Origin of the sequence: Rothia similimucilaginosa (assembly GCF_029850985.2) — a bacterium.
Classification (GTDB): domain Bacteria; phylum Actinomycetota; class Actinomycetes; order Actinomycetales; family Micrococcaceae; genus Rothia.
This window is the reverse complement of sequence record NZ_CM138149.1, coordinates 1,787,257-1,803,372: the sequence shown is the minus strand read 5'-3', so window position 1 is coordinate 1,803,372 and position 16,116 is coordinate 1,787,257. Positions and strand designations below refer to the sequence as shown.

The following is a 16,116-nucleotide window of genomic DNA, read 5'->3' as shown; positions in this document are numbered from 1 at the left end:
CGCTTAGACCCGCGGCACCTACCCGAGCAACCTTACCGGGTGGCCTTATTGGGTAGCCTTGTCGCGGCGCTTCTGCTCACGGCGAGCAGCACGCACACGCAATGCGCCCGGCGCCTTCACCGGCAGCAACAGGAGCAAACCCGCCACCACAACAATCAGAATACCGAGCACACCCCAAATCTGTGCTCCCATGATGCTCACGCACAAACCGAACAGCATCGGTGCCAGGAAGCTGGTGGCGCGACCGGTGGTCGAGTACAGGCCGAACAGCTCACCCTCAGTGCCAGGCTCGGCAAGGCGAGCCAGGAAGGTGCGGGAGGCCGACTGTGCCGGGCCCACGAACAGGCACAGCAACAGGGCGCATACCCAGAACACGCCAGGCTGAGGGAAGAACATCAGCGGGGTAGCCGCCAAGATAATTCCGACCAGTGAGATAACAATAATTGCCTTCGGGCCTAGGTAGTCATCCAGGTAGCCGCCCAGAATAGCACCAACTGCGGCGACAGCACTACCGGCAATACCGAACAGGATCACATTGGAAGTGCTGAAACCGAACGTACCCGCAGCGAGAATACCGCCGAACGTAAAAATACCGGACAGGCCATCACGGAACACTGCCGATGCCACCAGGAACCACAGGGTCTGCGGGGACGTCATCTTCAAGCGACGAATCGTGCGCCACAGCGCCTTATATGAGGCGAGCAGGCCGCCTTGACGAGCCGGGGAGAAATGCTCCAGACCCAGCTCCAGGAAACGCAGCTCGCGGGTGGGCAGCACCTCCGGTAGGAAGCGCTTGCGGGTGCGCATACGCACCAGCAGCGGCAGGCAGAAGACCAAACACCAGGCGGCAGCGAACAGCGCAACCGCACGGATATTCAGGGCATTATCGGTGGTTAGGCCGAGTACCTGAGGGGTAAGCACAAACCCCCACAGCACCACAGCCAGTGCCAGGATGCCGCCAATGTAGCCGGCCGCCCATCCGGCGCCCGAAATCTTGCCGATATTTTCCGGATGGGAGATACGCGGCAGCACGGCATTATAGTTTACGTAGGCGAACTCGCTGAATACGCTCGCAGCAGAAATCAGGGTGACACCCAACCATAGGTACTGTGGAGTGGGGGCCACGAAGAAGCAAGCCGCCATGGAACTGACCAGCAGCATGGTGTTCACGCCGAGCCAGAAGATGCCGCGGCCAGACTTGTCGTTACGCTGACCGGTGACCGGCGCCAGGATAGCAATAAGGAAACCGGCGATAGTCAGACCCAAAGACAGCGCCGAGGAGGTCTCCTCGGGAGTGCCGAAGTAGCTACTGGTCAGGTACACGGTGAAGATGAAGGTCGTCATAATCGAGTCGAAGCTCGAGGAACCAACATCCCACATGACCCAGGAGGTGACCGAGCGGCGGCTGTGTGCGTGGTCAATGACCCTACGCGGAGCCTTCGCCTTAGGGCGAGGAGAAGAAATAGTCATAGTTGTGCTTTCAGATGCCGAGGCGAAGCTTCAGCGTACCGGTGGCATGAAGCCGGCTGAAGTAGAGCGGGCGTGCTGAAAATGGAACGCCAGGCGGTACGTACCGAGTGAAGATACGTACCGCCTAGCTCATAACTATCGCGCGGAAGGCGACAAATCTCATTAGAAGAAACGACGCTGCAGGCGAGCAATACCGAAGCTCGCCACAGCACCTACGACGGAGGTCAGAACGGTCCAGAGAATGACCTGACGCAGGGTATCTTCAGACTCCTGGGAAATGGCGGGAGGCTGGTTGCCGGTAGCCTTGGTCCAGGCTGCGCTCAGGCCCTTGCCGATCAGGGCTGCTACGCCCATGTTGATACCCGCAATAGCAAGCTTAGCGACGGGGTTCATGTGTATCTCCTTAGCTGTATACGATGTGGCGTCCTACCCGTGAACCTCTTCGGGGTTGGGTGAGAAAAGAGCGCCACTCCCTAGCGTATAGGGTTTAAGGCGTTTGTGCCGCCTGGGAGCCTCTCCATCCCAAAATTGTATGCCGTTCAATTCTGTAATGTGGGCAGACGAAGGGAACAAAAAGCGGCAAATTGGCATGAACAGCCAGACACGCCTACAATCAAACCTGGGTTCCCGCCCACACCACAACGGTACGGACAAAGAACCCCACACGACAGGGGAGCGCCACCACGGCGCTGAGAGTGCTAAGCAGACCCTCGAACCTGATCCGGTTAGTACCGGCGTAGGGAGTCGAATTTCTTCTCAATGCCCTCGTCCATTAAGAGGACGAGGACATTCCCCTTCCAACGACGGAAGGACCACCTATGTCACAGAACGTAACCCCCACCTCCCAGGCACCTGCACAAGCAGAAGCGAAGAAGCCGAACCTGCGCTGGCGAGTCAACGAAATCGTCATCGCCGCAGTGATCGCTGTAGCTTGCGCCGTCATCTTCTGGATCTGGGACATCGCAGTCGGCCCCGCCGCCAAAACTGCACTCGTAGCAGCACCCGAATTCCGCCCCATCGTCGCCGGCGCATGGCTGCTTGGCGGCACCCTCGGCGGCCTGCTCATCCGCAAGCCCGGTGCGGCACTCTTCGGCGAAATCGTCGCAGCATTCATCTCTGTACTCTTCACCGGCGGCGCCTGGAGCGGCGAAATCCTGATCGCAGGCTTCTTCCAGGGCGTCGGCGCTGAAATCGCCTTCGCAATCTTCCGCTACCGCCGCTGGAACGCAACCGTCGCCCTCTTCGCCGGTGCGCTCAGCGGCCTGTTCATGGGCGTTAACGAAATCTTCATCTACTACCCCGACATGGAACCGGTCAAGGCAATCATCTATGTAGCATGCTCCGTCATCTCCGGTGCAGTCATCGCAGGCTTCCTGGCGTGGATTCTCGTGCAGAACCTCGCCAAGACCGGTGTGCTCTCCTCGCTGGCATCCGGCAAGACCAGCCGCTAACCACCAGCAACTAGCCACCAACAAGTCACCACTCGGCACACTACAGCAGCCACATAAAAGGCTAAGGAAGCATCATGGAAGCAACACCGCGCGGGGCGCGCATCGAGCTCAACAACTTCAGCTGGCATCACCCCGGACGCCCAGAACCCGTCATCAGCGGACTCAACCTCACCATCAACCCCGGTGAAAAAGTCCTGCTACTGGGCACCTCCGGTGCCGGCAAATCGACGCTCCTGCACGCCATCGCCGGTGTGCTCCACGATGACGACGGCGAATCCGCCGGCGGCACCATCACCATCAACGGCAAAGAACCCGGTGAAGCACGCGGCACCGCGGGCATGATGCAGCAGGACCCCGAATCCTCCATCGTCATGGCAACCGTCGGCAACGACGTCGCATTCGGCCCCGAGAACCTGCGCGTACCCCGCGAAGAAATCTGGGGCCGCGTCACCGAAGCCCTCACCGCCGTAGGGCTCAACAACCTACCCCTCGACCACCCCAGTAGCGCACTGTCCGGCGGACAGAAGCAGCGCCTCGGCCTGGCGGGCATCCTCTCGATGCACCCCGGCGCCATGATCCTCGACGAACCCACCGCCAACCTCGACCCCGCCGGTGTGCGGGAAGTACGCGACAGCATCCTCTCTGCCGCGGAGGCGACCGGCGCGACCCTACTCGTCGTAGAACACCGCGTAAGCATCTGGGCACCGCACATGGACCGCATTATCGTGCTCGGCGCAGGCGGCACCATCACCCACGACGGCGCACCCGACACCGTGCTCACCGAAGCACGTCAAGACCTCATCGACGCGGGCGTATGGGTACCCAACTACGTGCCGCGCGCACCGCAGACCGGCAGCGATAACCAGAGCGGCGAGGCTGTAACCGGCGAGGCGCTACTGCGCGCCGAAAACCTCAGCATCACCCGCGCACAACCCACCCCCAAACAACGACGCGCACGCCGACGCACCATTAAACACCTCGGCGACACCCCCGCACCCGCACCCATCGACCTGCCCGTACTCCGCAGCGGCATCAACCTCACCCTGCACGCCGGCGAACACCTCAGCGTGCTCGGACCCAACGGCGCCGGCAAATCAACCCTAGCCCTCACCCTTGCAGGGCTCCTCACCGCACCCGACGGCACCCTCACCGCCACCGATGCGCTATGTAACCACGACGGTGACGGCGAGCGAGAAAACAGTGCCCACTGGGACATCCCCACCTGGACCCCCGCCCAAATGCTCAGCCGCATCGGCTACGTCTTCCAAGAACCCGAATACCAATTCATCCGCGGAACCGTACGTGAAGAACTCGAACTCGGCCCCCGCCGACTCGCCGCACTCACCCGCGAACCCCTCAACGAAGACGACCTCGCAGCCCGCACCAACGAGCTTGCAACCCGCCTACGCCTCACCCACCTACTCGACGCCAACCCCTTCACCCTCTCCGGCGGCGAAAAACGACGACTCTCCGTAGCCTCCGCACTCGCCACCGCACCACGAATCCTCATCCTCGACGAACCCACCTTCGGCCAAGACGCACGAACCTGGGCAGAACTCGTCGACCTCATCCGCGAACTACTCACCAACGGCACCGCCGTCATCTCCATCACCCACGACGAAGACTACACCGCCGCACTCGGCGGCAATCACATCACCCTACCCGCCCTCACCACCCCCGGAAAGGAGAACGCATGAACACCGACTTCTTCGGCACCATCGACCGAACCAGCTACTTCAGCAACCTCAACGCCGGCGTAAAACTCATCGTCTCCTTCACCCTCATCATCGCCGCACTTATCGTGCGCGACCCCCTCACCTCCGGCATCCTCTTCGCCCTCGAACTGCTCGGATTCATCCTCGTCGGATTCCGCCCCGTCAACGTTCTCGCCCGCTTCTGGCCCATCCTCATCGCCGTCATCACCACCGGCTGGTCCGTCGCCATGCTCAGCGCCAAAAGCGGCACCACCATTCTCGACCTCGGCTTCAACAGCATCACCACCGACTCCGCCGCCGTCGGTGCAGCCATGATGATCCGCTCCCTCGCCATGGTCCTACCCACCCTCGCGTTTGTACTCACCACCGACCCGACCGACCTGGGTGACTCCCTCGCACAAACCTTCAAACTGCCCTCCCGGTTCGTGCTCGCAACCGTCGCTGCCCTGCGCCTGGTCGGTATTCTCTTCGCTGAGTGGAACGCCCTCGGCCAGGCACGACGCGCCCGCGGACTCGGTGCAGGCCAGTCCCTTATTGGACGTGCACAAACCTTCGGCGGGCAGAGCTTCGCCCTGCTCGTGCAGGCCATCCGCCGAGGCTCCCGCCTGGCTATCACCATGGAAGCGCGCGGCTTCGGCGCAGGCGAACGCACCTGGGCGCGCGTACCCTCCTATTCGCCGCGTGACGTGCACGTGAGCATTGCAGCCGCCATCATTATCGCTGTTGCGTACGGTGCATCTATTGCGGCGGGTACGATCCAGTTCCTCTGGGGCTAGTTCGTTCCGTTTCTGGTTCCGCTTGGGAGACGGTATTCGTCCCCGTTCCTACAGGGGACCCGCCCTCGCTTCGCTTCGGGCACCCTGATGTCACTACGGACGATACCGTCCTCCCGCGCTGGGACATAGATAAGGAAGCGCCTGCCCCCTTCCTTCGCTCCTACAGGGGACCCGCCCTCGCTTCGCTTCGGGCACCCTGATGTCGCTTCAGGAAGGTACAGACACCTCCGGAAAACGCGGCACCCTCCGAGCCCTTTCAGGAACCAGTAGCAAACGTACAATAAAACTATGTCTAGTACCGTAATTCTTCTGAACGAGCAGAACCCTCAGGGCATCTTCGTTGACCCGTCCGTGCCCCTCATCAGCGTTGATGATCAGGGCTTCACCCGCGGCGACGGCGTCTTCGAGACTATGCTGTCCGTCAACCGCCGCGTGCGTAAGCTCGGCATGCACCTGTCCCGCCTCGAGTCGTCGGCGCGCATGCTGGATTTGCCTGACCCGGAACCTGAGATTCTGCGTTCGGCGGTAGAACGCCTCATGCGTGAGGCAACCGCCGGTGCCGAGACTGCGCTGGGCGAAGAACACATCGTGAAGATTATTATTTCGCGCGGCCCCACCCAGGCGGTGACTTCCATGCAGCCGGGCCCGTACACGCTGATTATGGCGTCGCCGGTGCCCGCCTCTATCGTGAAGCGCCGCACCGAGGGTGTGAAGGCGATGCTGCTGCCGCGCGGCCACGAGCCGATGGATAACAGTGCCTACCCGTGGCTGCTGGGTGGCGCGAAGACCCTCTCCTACGCGGTGAACATGGCGGTCCTGCGGTATGTGCAGGAGCGCGGTGCGGATGACGCTATCTTCATCACCGATGAGCGTCGCGTGCTGGAGGGCGCGACCTCCTCAGTGCTGGTTGCGAAGATTGAGGACGGCAAGAAGGTGCTGTACACGCCTGAGCCGAGCCACGGTATCCTCCCCGGCACCACGCAGGGCGCGGTGTTTGAGGCGGCACGCCAGGCTGGTTGGGAGCTGGGCTTCGGTCCGCTCTACCCGCAGGATTTGTTTGAGTCGGACGGCGTGTGGTTGGCGTCGTCGGTGCGTCTGATTGCGCCGGTGACTCATCTGAACGGTACGGCGCTGGCGCATGACCCGGAGCTGACCGCTACGCTACTGAGTTACCTGGCGCAGCAGAGCTAAACGCATCAGAAAAGGGACGCCGCATATTTCCTCCGCGCCTACGCAGGGGCACCCGTCACCCGGACGCTCCGCCCCTCCTTGGTTCGCTGCGGAGAGCGCCCGGGCTGACACCCTGAGGGTGCTTCCGGAAAACGCGGCAGCCCCTGCGCCCATGCACGGGCACAGCAAAGCCCCGGATGCGCAACCCTTAGCGGGTCGCCCAGCCGGGGCTTTAGCTATACAAAAATCAGCAACAGGTTAGTGGCCCGCCGGAGCGCCGTGACCTTCACTAGCGCCGTGGCTCAGACCGTCCGCCGAGTAGTCCGAATCCTTACGCGGGGTAGTCCACAGCACGAGCGCCGTCAGGACCGCGAAACCCAGAATGGAGAAGCCCATCGGCAGGTACTCATGCTCACCGGCAATCGACACCAGCGGTGCTGCCACCGCACCCAGCATCGCCTGAACCGTACCCATCACCGCCGAAGCACTACCCGCCATGTGGCGCGCCTCGTTCAACGCCAACGCCGAAGCATTACCAAAAATCAGACCGCACGAGCTAGTCAGCAGGAACAACAGAATCAGCGTCGGCACCAGCAAAATACCGACAAGGAAGCTAACCAACAGCAGCGAAGACACCACGAGCAGGCTAACCACACCGATGTTTACAATGCGGCGCTGCGCCACACGGCCAACCAGCTTCGTCGCAATCGCACTGAACAGCACAATGCCAATCGAGTTCACACCGAACACGATCGTGAACTCAGTCTCGGACAAGCCCAGAATCTTCTGCAACACAAACGTCGAACCGGAAATGTACGAGAATAGCGCACCAAACGCGAAGCACATTGTCAGCATGAAACCCATGTAGCGGCGCACCTTCAGCACCTTCGGCAGCTCCGAGTACACGCTCAGGGCGGTGCCCTGGTAGCGTTCCTCCACCGGCAGGGTCTCCTTAATCACGAAGATCACGCCGAGCATCATGACCGCGGTAATCACGCCCAGCACATGGAAAATATCGCGCCAGTTACCCCACGACAGCACCCAACCACCAAACAGCGGCGCAAGCACCGGCGCGAAGCCGTTAATCATCATCATGACGCCCATGAGCTTAGCCGTCGCCAGACCCTCAGTCGTATCAGCCACGATAGAACGCGCCAGCACCGCACCAATCGAACCGGTGAAGCCCATCATGAAACGCGCAAAAATCAGCAGCTCAATATTCGGCGCGAAACCACACGCCACCGTCGCAATAAAGCAGATGACCGCACCGATCAGTAGCGGCTTGCGGCGGCCCGTCTTATCCGACAGCGGACCCACGATCAGCTGGCCAAGCGCCATACCCACCATGAACGCGCTCAACGTCAGGGATGCGTTCGTGCTGGTGGTGTTCAGATTCTCAGCAACAGCGGGCAGCGCCGCCAGGTACATGTCCGTAGCGAGCGGCGCGATAGCGGTCAGCAGCGCCAGAACAACAATGAAAAGGGGTGATAGCCCGAAAGAGGTCTTAGTCGACTTCGAAGACATTAGTCCTTAGTTTTTCTTTCTACGTGATGCGCGTGCAACGGCGCCTGCGGCTCTACAAGACATGGATGCGGCGGTACCGCTCCGGGGGTGAGTTTGCGCAGGCTGGAAGCACAACTTGTTCACGGTAGCAGAATTGGGTGTGGCTTCGTAAGTTAAATGTTTGATATTTTTTGAGCCGGGTTGGGATGGAGACGGGCTCGCAGATGGTACGCAGAAGGGACAGTGTTATCCACGCTCCTACATGGGTTAGGGGAGGGTACGCCACATATTTCCTCCGCGCCTACGCAGGGGCACCCGTCGCACAGACGCTCCGCCTCTCCTTGCTTCGCTGCGGAGAGCGTCTGTACGACACCCTGAGGGCGCTTTCGGCAAACGTGGCTACACCCTACGCATACTGGAGCAAAAGGGGCGGTGTTATCCACGCTCCGTTGGAGAGATAACACCGCCCCTTGAGCGGTTTGTTTTAGCCTGCCGCTCAGCCCCCGGCGCTGAAGAAATATTTGAGAAATATTCTTGAGAAGCATTGTTCGGGGCGACCGCATAACTTACGTTGGTCATACCACGCGATACGACCGGAGGGACAACCTCAGATGCGCAATCACTATTACAAATATTTGCTATGCATCCTGCTGCTCGTAGCTTGCGTCTTGCTCGTAACCCTTGCGGTGTTTTCCCCTAACAACCCGGGTCATGGAAAAGAAGGCACAGCCTCCACTCATGCGCCGAGCAATACCTCAACCTACTGGGATAAAGACCGCATGGAATCCGCCAGCCCGGCTCCCATGCCTCAGTAAAACTGCCTCTGAATAGCCGTAGGGCCCAATGCTTCGAGATACACAAAGCATTGGGCCCTACTGTCTTGTAGGCGGCTACTACTGCGCCGTGCTGTCGTAGATGAAGTCCACGGTTGCGTAGTCCTCCGGGATTTCGGCGAGTAGCGCCTCCTCCTGCGCCGCCCAGCGCTCCCAGTGCGGGCGGAACGTGTCACCGTCACGAGCCATGGCGCGTTCGTAACGCACCTCGTCCGGGGCGGTGGCGAGAATACGCACCTCGCAGGCGCCCGCAATCGCGCCGACACCCTCACAGATAATGACCTGCGTAGCCGCCGGGTCGACGGTGCGCACCTCACCGGGGGCGCCCGCCTCCCAATCCCACGGGGTGTAGGTTCCGGCAATACCCTCGGTCAGCTGCACGGATAGCGCGTCCCACGCCTCCACGCCGTCGAAGAGGCCGTCCCAGCCGGGGTAGAAGTCGTCCAGGTGCAGCACGTGCACGCTGTGCCCGGCGGCGGTGAGCTCCCGCTCAAGCTGCGCGGCGAGGCTGGTCTTGCCGGTGCCGCTGCGGCCGTCAATGCCGATAATCAGCGGAATCTGCGCGAAGTCCGCGAGGAACTGCTCACGGAATTCGGTGAATTCGGCGGTGTCCATGTCAAAGTCGTTGCCGATGCCGTGCTCCAGACGCAGCATGTCTTTGCAGAGTTCCAGAATTTCGGTGGTGCCGGTGACTCGGCGGTTCTGGTTCAGGGGAATACGCTGGCTCACTGCGCGTCGCCTTCCTGCTTGAGGTGGTTGATGAGGCCGCGTGCGGCGGCGTCAATGAGGTCGGTGGTGTACACGAAGTCGCGTTCGCTACCGTACCAGGGGTCGTAGATGCCGAGCTGGTCCAGGTGGGTGGTGGTGACCTTCGGGTCGAAGCTGCGCATCATGCGGATTTTGGCTTTGTCCTCGTCGTTGCGGGCGAGGGTTTTGAGGCGCAGGTAGTGGGGTGCGTCCATGGCGAGGATGAGGTCGTTGCGGTCGAAGTCCCCGACGGTGAAGACGCAGGCGCGGTGCGCGGACGGGTCGATACCGCGGGTGGTGAGCTGCGCGGCGGCGCGCGGGTCGATGCGGTTGCCTTCTTCTTCGTTGCTGATGCCGCTGGAGGTGACGGTGACGGGCACGCCGGCTTCTTGGGCGTGCTGGCGGATGAGGTATTCGCCGACGGGGGAGCGGCAGATGTTGCCGGTGCAGACAGTCATGATTCGGTACATGGTTCTAGTGTATCGGTGGGGTAGAGGGTGGTTGGGCGCGGTGGGGTGCGGCGGCTTTGTAGGCGGGTGCTCGGGGAGGGTGGAGGCGCTCGCCGGTGAGGCGCTCGCCGCCGGGGCTGTCGCTACCAGAACCGGGCACGAAAAGGCCCCGCTGACGGTGGGGCCGGCGGGGCCTTTTGCGAATTAGGGAAGCTACGTTTTTATCTTCGCGAATATTCTTTTTATAGTACAAGTAGACTTTTTAGAAAGTTTTGCTGGATTGCTTGTGCGAGAATATTTCTGATTTTTGTTGTCCCATGATTTTGGGTCAAAAACCTTAGACTCAATTGGGATTTCAAATTTCTTTTTCCCGAGCTGAGTATTTCCGATAATAATTAGGTATGAACTATTATTGGAAACGTTGAAATCGTAATATTTTTGATTTATGTTGCATGAGAAGAGGGCATGATTTGATAGTTTGCCCAAAGAAATTCCAAATGTAGGCGACTCGGTTTGAAACTCCGCTTCTCTAAAATCTGTGGGGCCCATAAAAATTGTTGAGTTAAATTTTGATTTTTGTGCAAACCGTGTTCCATGAAAAGAAGCAGTTTCTTCGAACCGTGCTCCGATAAAGTCGGCATCTCCTGAAAAATATGCATCTTTAAATGTAGCGTTTTCCATGAAGTGGGACGCTGTAAAACGTACTTCTCCTATAAACCCTGAATAGGTGAAGTTAGCATCGCCATAAAATATTGCTCCCGCAAAGTTGCAGTTCTCGAAAGTTAGGTTATTTAGTGGGTAAAAAATTTTTGATTTGGTGAAGTTGAAGTCAAATGAGCTCCAAAGACCAAGGTGTTTTAACCCGTTTTCGTCAATTCTAGTGAAACGCTTGTTCATTTCTGCAAAAATAATCCTACGCGTTTCTTGTTCCTCTAAGAATTTTATTTTATCCTCAGTGAAATTATCTTTGGTGAAATTTTTGTTATAAATCTGAATTTTCTTGTCGTTAATACTTTTCGATTCGAAAAGGTTCCTGTGTAAAGATAGAGGGAAAGGTGACCGGATATAAGCGCAGAGGTTATTGATAATAACCTGCCCTTCTTCCTGCTGCTTATCTTTGGTGAGGCTATCGTCTGCAAGCCATTCATCGGCCAAGCCCACAAGTGTATAGATGCCACCTAAACGGACTGCTAATTTATCGTCAGCGAGCTGCTCAATAGCCGTGGCGTAGCGAGTGCGGCGCTCTGCATGAACCTGGCGGGTATGGTCGTTCTCGTTTTTCTCTTTCTCCTGGTTATTCTTTCGGTGAGTTTCGCCAAGGGTGATGACGCCCAAGACACCACCGGTGGTGTAGAGGATGAGCTGCCGGAGATCTCTACCGTCATCATCCTTGCCGAACCCGGAATTGAAGGCAACAGGGAGGAGGAAGGCAAAGACACCGCCGAGGATGGCGACAGCTGCAATCGACGCATAAAACGGCTTAATCTTTTTGGCTTTAGGAAGGTAGGTAAAAGCAAAAAGTATAACTGCAACTGTGCAGGCTATAAGTATGCCTATTGCTACCCACTGGGCGATAAGGTCCCATGTAGCAGGTCCTGGGCTCGGAATAGTGAGGCGCGTAGGGGACGGACGAGGGGCAGGCGTCACTGATGAATCTCCTGTCTTCTCTGAGAGGAATGGTCACCTTTCAGCATAGTGCACAGTGACCTGCAGCGAGTCATTCTTGAACAGACGTGAAGGCCCCGCCGACGAGGGGGCCGGCGGGGTCTTCTTTAGCGGTGAGTCTTATTCAGCAGGCTTTTCTTCCTTAGTGTCTGAATTTTCAAGAGGTTTTGCGGGTTCACTAACGTGAGTATATTCCTGCTTTTCTTCGTCCCAGGAGTCCGGGTCGAAGAGTACCGTTCCTTCGGGAATTATGAACTTTTCACCATTAAATTCAGAAACTCCAAGTTCGATTTTATGGGGACTGTGTGGCGAGGCTCTGAATATATAATTCTCTGGTTTAACCTTATTTGAGAATCGGGCTTCAGCTATGCGTTTTTCATTCGTATCTGCATTATATAATTCTCCGCTAAAAAATAGGGTATCTGCAAAATGTGTTTTATCAAAGTTTATTTCTCCTGTAAATTGAGCGTCGAGAAAGTTTGTGAATCCATGGAAATAAGTCTGGGTGAAATCAGCTTTTCCGCCTAAGGATGCTTTGAGGAAATCTCCGTCTCCTAGGAACCGGGTGTGGGCGAAATTTGCAATTTCCGAAAAGTGTACCTGAGCGAATTGTCCTGCTTTATGAAAAGTTGTTTGACTGAAATTTGCATGTCCGTTGAAATCTGCCTGGCCGAAGCTTATGCTTTCCATAAACGTGGTGCGACTGAAATCTGCTTGTTTCGAAAATTTCGCACTGAAGAAGCTGCCATCTTCTTCAAAGTGAGAAGATGCGAAAGTGACGTTTCCCTCAAAATGTGAATAGGGAAAATAAGCTGAGTTTTTGAAATTTACTGACCGGAAGTTTATTTCTCCGATAAATTTTGCTAGGTAGAAGTTTGCATCCCCATAAAATGTAGCTTTATAAAAATTAGGATTCTCAAATGTTAATGTGTCCAGGGGGTAGAATATTAATGCTTTAATAAAGCTGAAGTCGAAATTACTCCAGGTTCCAGGAATGACCCTCATTTCTTCATCTTCATTTATTTTACTTAGACGGGTACTCATTTCAGTAAAAATAGTTTGACGGACTTCTTGTTCTTCCCTGAATTTTGATTTATCGGCTATAAAATCACCGCTATATCCTTCTGGTTCTTTTTCATATTGAATTTCCTGTTCAAAATTTTCTCGTCTTTCGGCAAGAACAAAAGGCGAACGAATATAAGCACAGAGATTATTGATAATAACCTGACCTTCTTTTTGCTGTTCTTCTGGGCCGAGGGTGTCGTCAGTAAGCCATTCATCAACGAGACCCACGAGGGTGTAGATACCGCCCAGACGAACAGCCGCTTTCTCATCAGCTAGCTGCTCGACAGCCTTGGTATAGCGGCTACGGCGCTCCGCATGAACCTGGCGGATATGGTCGCGTTCGTTTTTCTCCGCGTCCTGCTCATTCTTCTTGATATCGGCATCAATTTTGAGGCGGTCACCCTGATTCTTCCAATTAGTCTGCAGAAGAGTCAGAACCGCTATAATGCCGCCAGTGATGTACAGAAGATGCAGGCGTAACTGATCTGAGCTGCCGGAGCTCATGCCGCAGAGTAACCACAGCATCCAAGGCAGAAGAAGCGCAATCGCTCCGCCGCCCAGGCCAAAGCCAATGAGGAGCTTAGTAAAGTGCCGGATATACCATGGCTTCTCCTGATCTTTTGGGGTTACCGGGCTCTCTGGCGCGGATGATGCTTTATCGCTGGGCACTAGATTCTCCTGTCCTCTCTGATAGGAACGTTCACATTCCAGCATAGGGTAAAGCTGCTTGCCATGAGTTGCGCCCGGTCATCAACGATGGCTTCGCCTGCATGAGATGCACAGACGATGCTTCTGCAATCTGTAGCGGACGAGGTGAGTATGGAAATCCTCAAAATGGGCGATATTGTTCCTTGCGGCGGATACAATAATGGCGTAATTAGTGCCGTCGTGTTGTTATGTCTTAAGAAATGCGCTAAATTATTAGGTATACGGTCATGCATACAGGGAATGTCCTTATGCGTAATGACAGTAAAATAAAAGTGGAACTACCAGTGATGCTGCAACATCACTAGTAGCTCCACCAACGGATGGTCTAGTAGAGACAGCTAGAGATTACGCGCAAAATCTCTACGAGACCAAGAAATAGGGTTGCAATATCGCTACCCCGCTGAACCATCAGCCAAAATTGCTTTTTGGTCATATGATTCACCTCCTCTCTATTTAGTTAGAGACATAAATCCAACGCGGAATTGCGTTGTCACTGCTGATTTTAGCAGATGACACATATTCCGCGGATTTTTGTTGCCCGATTTAAGTTTTATTTATCTCAGATATGGCGTAATACCACTGGAAAGCGATAAATGAATCCGGGTAGATAAGATTCGAAAAACCCCGCTAGAGCCTACAAGCTCAGCGGGGTTTTTCGTGCCGTTTTTATTTTGTGCCCAGATGCTCGGCGGCGGCCACCAGATGCGCAAAAGCCCCACCACACATTCAACGTGGCGGGGCCTTCGGGATATTACTACGCGGGCTCACTCATGCGCGTGTATTCCTTCTGCCGTTCATCCCAGGACGCCGAATCAAAGAGCACCGTACCAACCGGGATGCGGTAGCCCACGCCGTTCAGCCCGGCTGTACCCAGCGGAATAGGCTGGCTGTCATCATACACCGCGAAATTATGCGCCTCCTGACCAGTAGCCTCCGAACCGGTAGGCAGCGCAGCAAATCGCGTCCGGCGCATCTCGCCCGAGTCAGCGTCCTCAACAGCGAAGACTGGGGGATTCTTCACGAAAGACACATCGCAGAAATCTGCAACACCCATAAAGGACGCTCCGTAGAACTCAGCGTCAGCCTCAAAGGTAGCCTCACTGAAATCTGCACCTTGGTCAAAAGCCGCCTCACTAAAGTCTGCGGTTTGTGTGAAAGTCGCCCATTTGAAGCGTGCGACCTGCGCGAAAGCCGTCTCACTGAAGCGGGCATCTTGGGTAAAAGTTGCCCCATTGAAGTCTGCAACCTGACTGAAAACGGCCCCGACGAAGTGCGCGTTTTGAGCGAACACAGCCCAGCTGAAGTCTGCGTTCCGGGCAAAATTTACCCCGCCAAAACTAGCGTTCTGGATGAAGGCCGTCCCAGTGAAGTTCGCTTCCTGAGCGAATTCCACCCCGCTGAAATGCGCCTTCTGCATGAACTTCACCCCATCGAAATGCGCGCTCTGGACGAAGGACGCTCCCCCGAAGTTAGCGCTATGAGTGAAGGTTGCGTGACCGAAATTCGCATCGCCTGCAAAGGTCGCGTCACCGAACCCCGCAATCTCTCCGAAAGTTGCGCGGGTGAAATCTACGGTTCCCACAAAAGCTGCCCCGCTGAAATCTGAACCGTTGCAGAACCTCGCCGCAGAGAAGTCGGCGTTCTCAATAGTCAGACCGTCCAGAGGGTAGAAGACAACCGCCCGGCTAAAATCGAACTCAAAGCCGCTCCAGGCGCCGGGGACAACAGCCGCCTCGCCCTTCTCATTTTCGGCAAGGGTGCTGCTGCGCTTGCTCATCTCAACGAAGACGCTGCGGCGAACATCCTGCTCACCACGGAAAGCCGCCAGATCCGTAGCGAAATCACCCGCGTAGTTAGCGGGCGGCGTATCGGATTCAAAAGCTTCTGCCTTGAACGCCCGCGCGAACGGCGAACGAACATAAGCGCAGAGGGCATTGACGATGACCTGCCCCTCCTTCTGCCGCGTCTCAACGCTGAGCTGCTCGTCAGCGAGCCACTCATCCACCAGACCCGCAAGCGTGCTGATGGCGCTCGCACGGACTGCCGGGTTCGGATACGCCAGCTGCTCAACTGCTTTGCTGTAACGGGTACGGCGCTCAGCGTGCACCCGCTGGGGGTGTTCCAGCTTTTTCTGGGCGTTCATGCGGTGGAACTCCCCAAGAAAGAGAACGCCCAGCAGGGTGCCGGTGATGAAGAAAATGAACGGCTGAACCTCAAAATAGGCGATATCAGTGTCAAAGGCGAAAGGCATAAAACCCGCCGTGACAATGCCCAAGAGAGCGATAGCCCAAACCCAGGTGCGGAAGCTAGACAGTTTCCCCTTGAGGTTGCCGAACTGCGCGGCGAGCGGGAAAAACAGAATGACGACTGCGCAAGCTATCAGCCAAACCCACGCGGTGCTGGGTGCGAGATGCATGTGGTTCTCCTGTCATCGTTGAAAGGGGCGGGTCATACTCAGCATAAGGTAAAGCTGCTGGGCTTGGGTGGTTGTGGGTCAAATGCGAAGACCCCGCCAGCGCTGGATGCACGGGCGGGGTCTGTGTGTGGGAGCTTCCCCGACGGCG

At 56.8% G+C, this 16,116-nt stretch carries 12 protein-coding genes and 1 riboswitch; of the genes, 4 read left to right on the top strand and 8 right to left on the bottom strand.

Annotated elements, in window-relative coordinates; all coding sequences use genetic code 11:
* Positions 1-45 precede the first annotated feature (45 nt).
* Together QFX07_RS07395 and QFX07_RS07390 are read right to left on the bottom strand one after the other, a co-directional pair.
* Positions 46-1,470 carry an MFS transporter gene (locus tag QFX07_RS07395; RefSeq protein ID WP_279741672.1) on the bottom strand — a complete coding sequence of 475 codons (1,425 nt, stop codon included), beginning with the start codon at positions 1,468-1,470 and terminating at the stop codon, positions 46-48.
* Positions 1,471-1,632: 162 nt separating this feature from the next.
* On the bottom strand, positions 1,633-1,863 hold the full coding sequence (locus QFX07_RS07390; RefSeq protein WP_279741673.1) for a DUF4235 domain-containing protein: 231 nt from the start codon (positions 1,861-1,863) through the stop codon (positions 1,633-1,635).
* Positions 1,864-2,129: 266 nt separating this feature from the next.
* Positions 2,130-2,230: riboswitch (TPP riboswitch) on the top strand.
* A 58-nt stretch (positions 2,231-2,288) separates the two neighbouring features.
* Here QFX07_RS07390 and QFX07_RS07385 point away from each other — a divergent pair.
* The 4 genes from QFX07_RS07385 to QFX07_RS07370 all read left to right on the top strand — a co-directional run bounded on the left by QFX07_RS07385 (position 2,289) and on the right by QFX07_RS07370 (position 6,603).
* Positions 2,289-2,921 carry an ECF transporter S component gene (locus QFX07_RS07385; RefSeq protein ID WP_279741674.1) on the top strand — a complete coding sequence of 211 codons (633 nt, stop codon included), beginning with the start codon at positions 2,289-2,291 and terminating at the stop codon, positions 2,919-2,921.
* A 74-nt stretch (positions 2,922-2,995) separates the two neighbouring features.
* Positions 2,996-4,618: an ABC transporter ATP-binding protein gene (locus QFX07_RS07380; protein WP_279754251.1), complete on the top strand. Its 1,623-nt coding sequence runs from the start codon at positions 2,996-2,998 to the stop codon at positions 4,616-4,618.
* Positions 4,615-5,412 carry an energy-coupling factor transporter transmembrane component T family protein gene (locus tag QFX07_RS07375; RefSeq protein WP_279741677.1) on the top strand — a complete coding sequence of 266 codons (798 nt, stop codon included), beginning with the start codon at positions 4,615-4,617 and terminating at the stop codon, positions 5,410-5,412. Before QFX07_RS07380 ends, QFX07_RS07375 begins: the two co-directional genes overlap by 4 nt.
* Before the next feature lie 288 nt (positions 5,413-5,700).
* The gene (locus QFX07_RS07370; protein ID WP_279741679.1) at positions 5,701-6,603 is read left to right on the top strand and encodes an aminotransferase class IV; all 903 of its coding nucleotides are present in this window, start codon (positions 5,701-5,703) and stop codon (positions 6,601-6,603) included.
* Between the two features lie 237 nt (positions 6,604-6,840).
* Here QFX07_RS07370 and QFX07_RS07365 read toward each other — a convergent pair whose 3' ends face one another.
* The 6 genes from QFX07_RS07365 to QFX07_RS07340 all read right to left on the bottom strand — a co-directional run bounded on the left by QFX07_RS07365 (position 6,841) and on the right by QFX07_RS07340 (position 15,968).
* Complete coding sequence (locus QFX07_RS07365; RefSeq protein ID WP_279754252.1) at positions 6,841-8,106, bottom strand: multidrug effflux MFS transporter; 1,266 nt, start codon at positions 8,104-8,106, stop codon at positions 6,841-6,843.
* Between the two features lie 872 nt (positions 8,107-8,978).
* Positions 8,979-9,647 (bottom strand): nucleoside/nucleotide kinase family protein, encoded by a 669-nt coding sequence (locus tag QFX07_RS07360; RefSeq protein ID WP_279754253.1) that lies wholly within the window; start codon positions 9,645-9,647, stop codon positions 8,979-8,981.
* Complete coding sequence (locus QFX07_RS07355) at positions 9,644-10,123, bottom strand: low molecular weight protein-tyrosine-phosphatase (RefSeq protein WP_459741162.1); 480 nt, start codon at positions 10,121-10,123, stop codon at positions 9,644-9,646. Before QFX07_RS07355 ends, QFX07_RS07360 begins: the two co-directional genes overlap by 4 nt.
* A 204-nt stretch (positions 10,124-10,327) precedes the next feature.
* On the bottom strand, positions 10,328-11,761 hold the full coding sequence (locus QFX07_RS07350) for a pentapeptide repeat-containing protein (RefSeq protein WP_279754256.1): 1,434 nt from the start codon (positions 11,759-11,761) through the stop codon (positions 10,328-10,330).
* A gap of 138 nt (positions 11,762-11,899) precedes the next feature.
* Positions 11,900-13,513, bottom strand: coding sequence for a pentapeptide repeat-containing protein (locus tag QFX07_RS07345; RefSeq protein ID WP_279754257.1), 1,614 nt, complete (start codon positions 13,511-13,513; stop codon positions 11,900-11,902).
* A gap of 793 nt (positions 13,514-14,306) precedes the next feature.
* The gene (locus QFX07_RS07340; RefSeq protein ID WP_279754258.1) at positions 14,307-15,968 is read right to left on the bottom strand and encodes a pentapeptide repeat-containing protein; all 1,662 of its coding nucleotides are present in this window, start codon (positions 15,966-15,968) and stop codon (positions 14,307-14,309) included.
* Positions 15,969-16,116: the final 148 nt, after the last annotated feature.

Excerpts from the sequence above, each read along its gene's own strand:
- QFX07_RS07395 (WP_279741672.1), bottom strand. The coding sequence starts at position 1,470 with ATGACTATTTCTTCTCCTCGCCCTAAGGCGAAGGCTCCGCGTAGGGTC.
- QFX07_RS07390 (WP_279741673.1), bottom strand. The coding sequence starts at position 1,863 with ATGAACCCCGTCGCTAAGCTTGCTATTGCGGGTATCAACATGGGCGTA.
- QFX07_RS07385 (WP_279741674.1), top strand. The coding sequence starts at position 2,289 with ATGTCACAGAACGTAACCCCCACCTCCCAGGCACCTGCACAAGCAGAA.
- QFX07_RS07380 (WP_279754251.1), top strand. The coding sequence starts at position 2,996 with ATGGAAGCAACACCGCGCGGGGCGCGCATCGAGCTCAACAACTTCAGC.
- QFX07_RS07375 (WP_279741677.1), top strand. The coding sequence starts at position 4,615 with ATGAACACCGACTTCTTCGGCACCATCGACCGAACCAGCTACTTCAGC.
- QFX07_RS07370 (WP_279741679.1), top strand. The coding sequence starts at position 5,701 with ATGTCTAGTACCGTAATTCTTCTGAACGAGCAGAACCCTCAGGGCATC.
- QFX07_RS07365 (WP_279754252.1), bottom strand. The coding sequence starts at position 8,106 with ATGTCTTCGAAGTCGACTAAGACCTCTTTCGGGCTATCACCCCTTTTC.
- QFX07_RS07355 (WP_459741162.1), bottom strand. The coding sequence starts at position 10,123 with ATGACTGTCTGCACCGGCAACATCTGCCGCTCCCCCGTCGGCGAATAC.
- QFX07_RS07340 (WP_279754258.1), bottom strand. The coding sequence starts at position 15,968 with ATGCATCTCGCACCCAGCACCGCGTGGGTTTGGCTGATAGCTTGCGCA.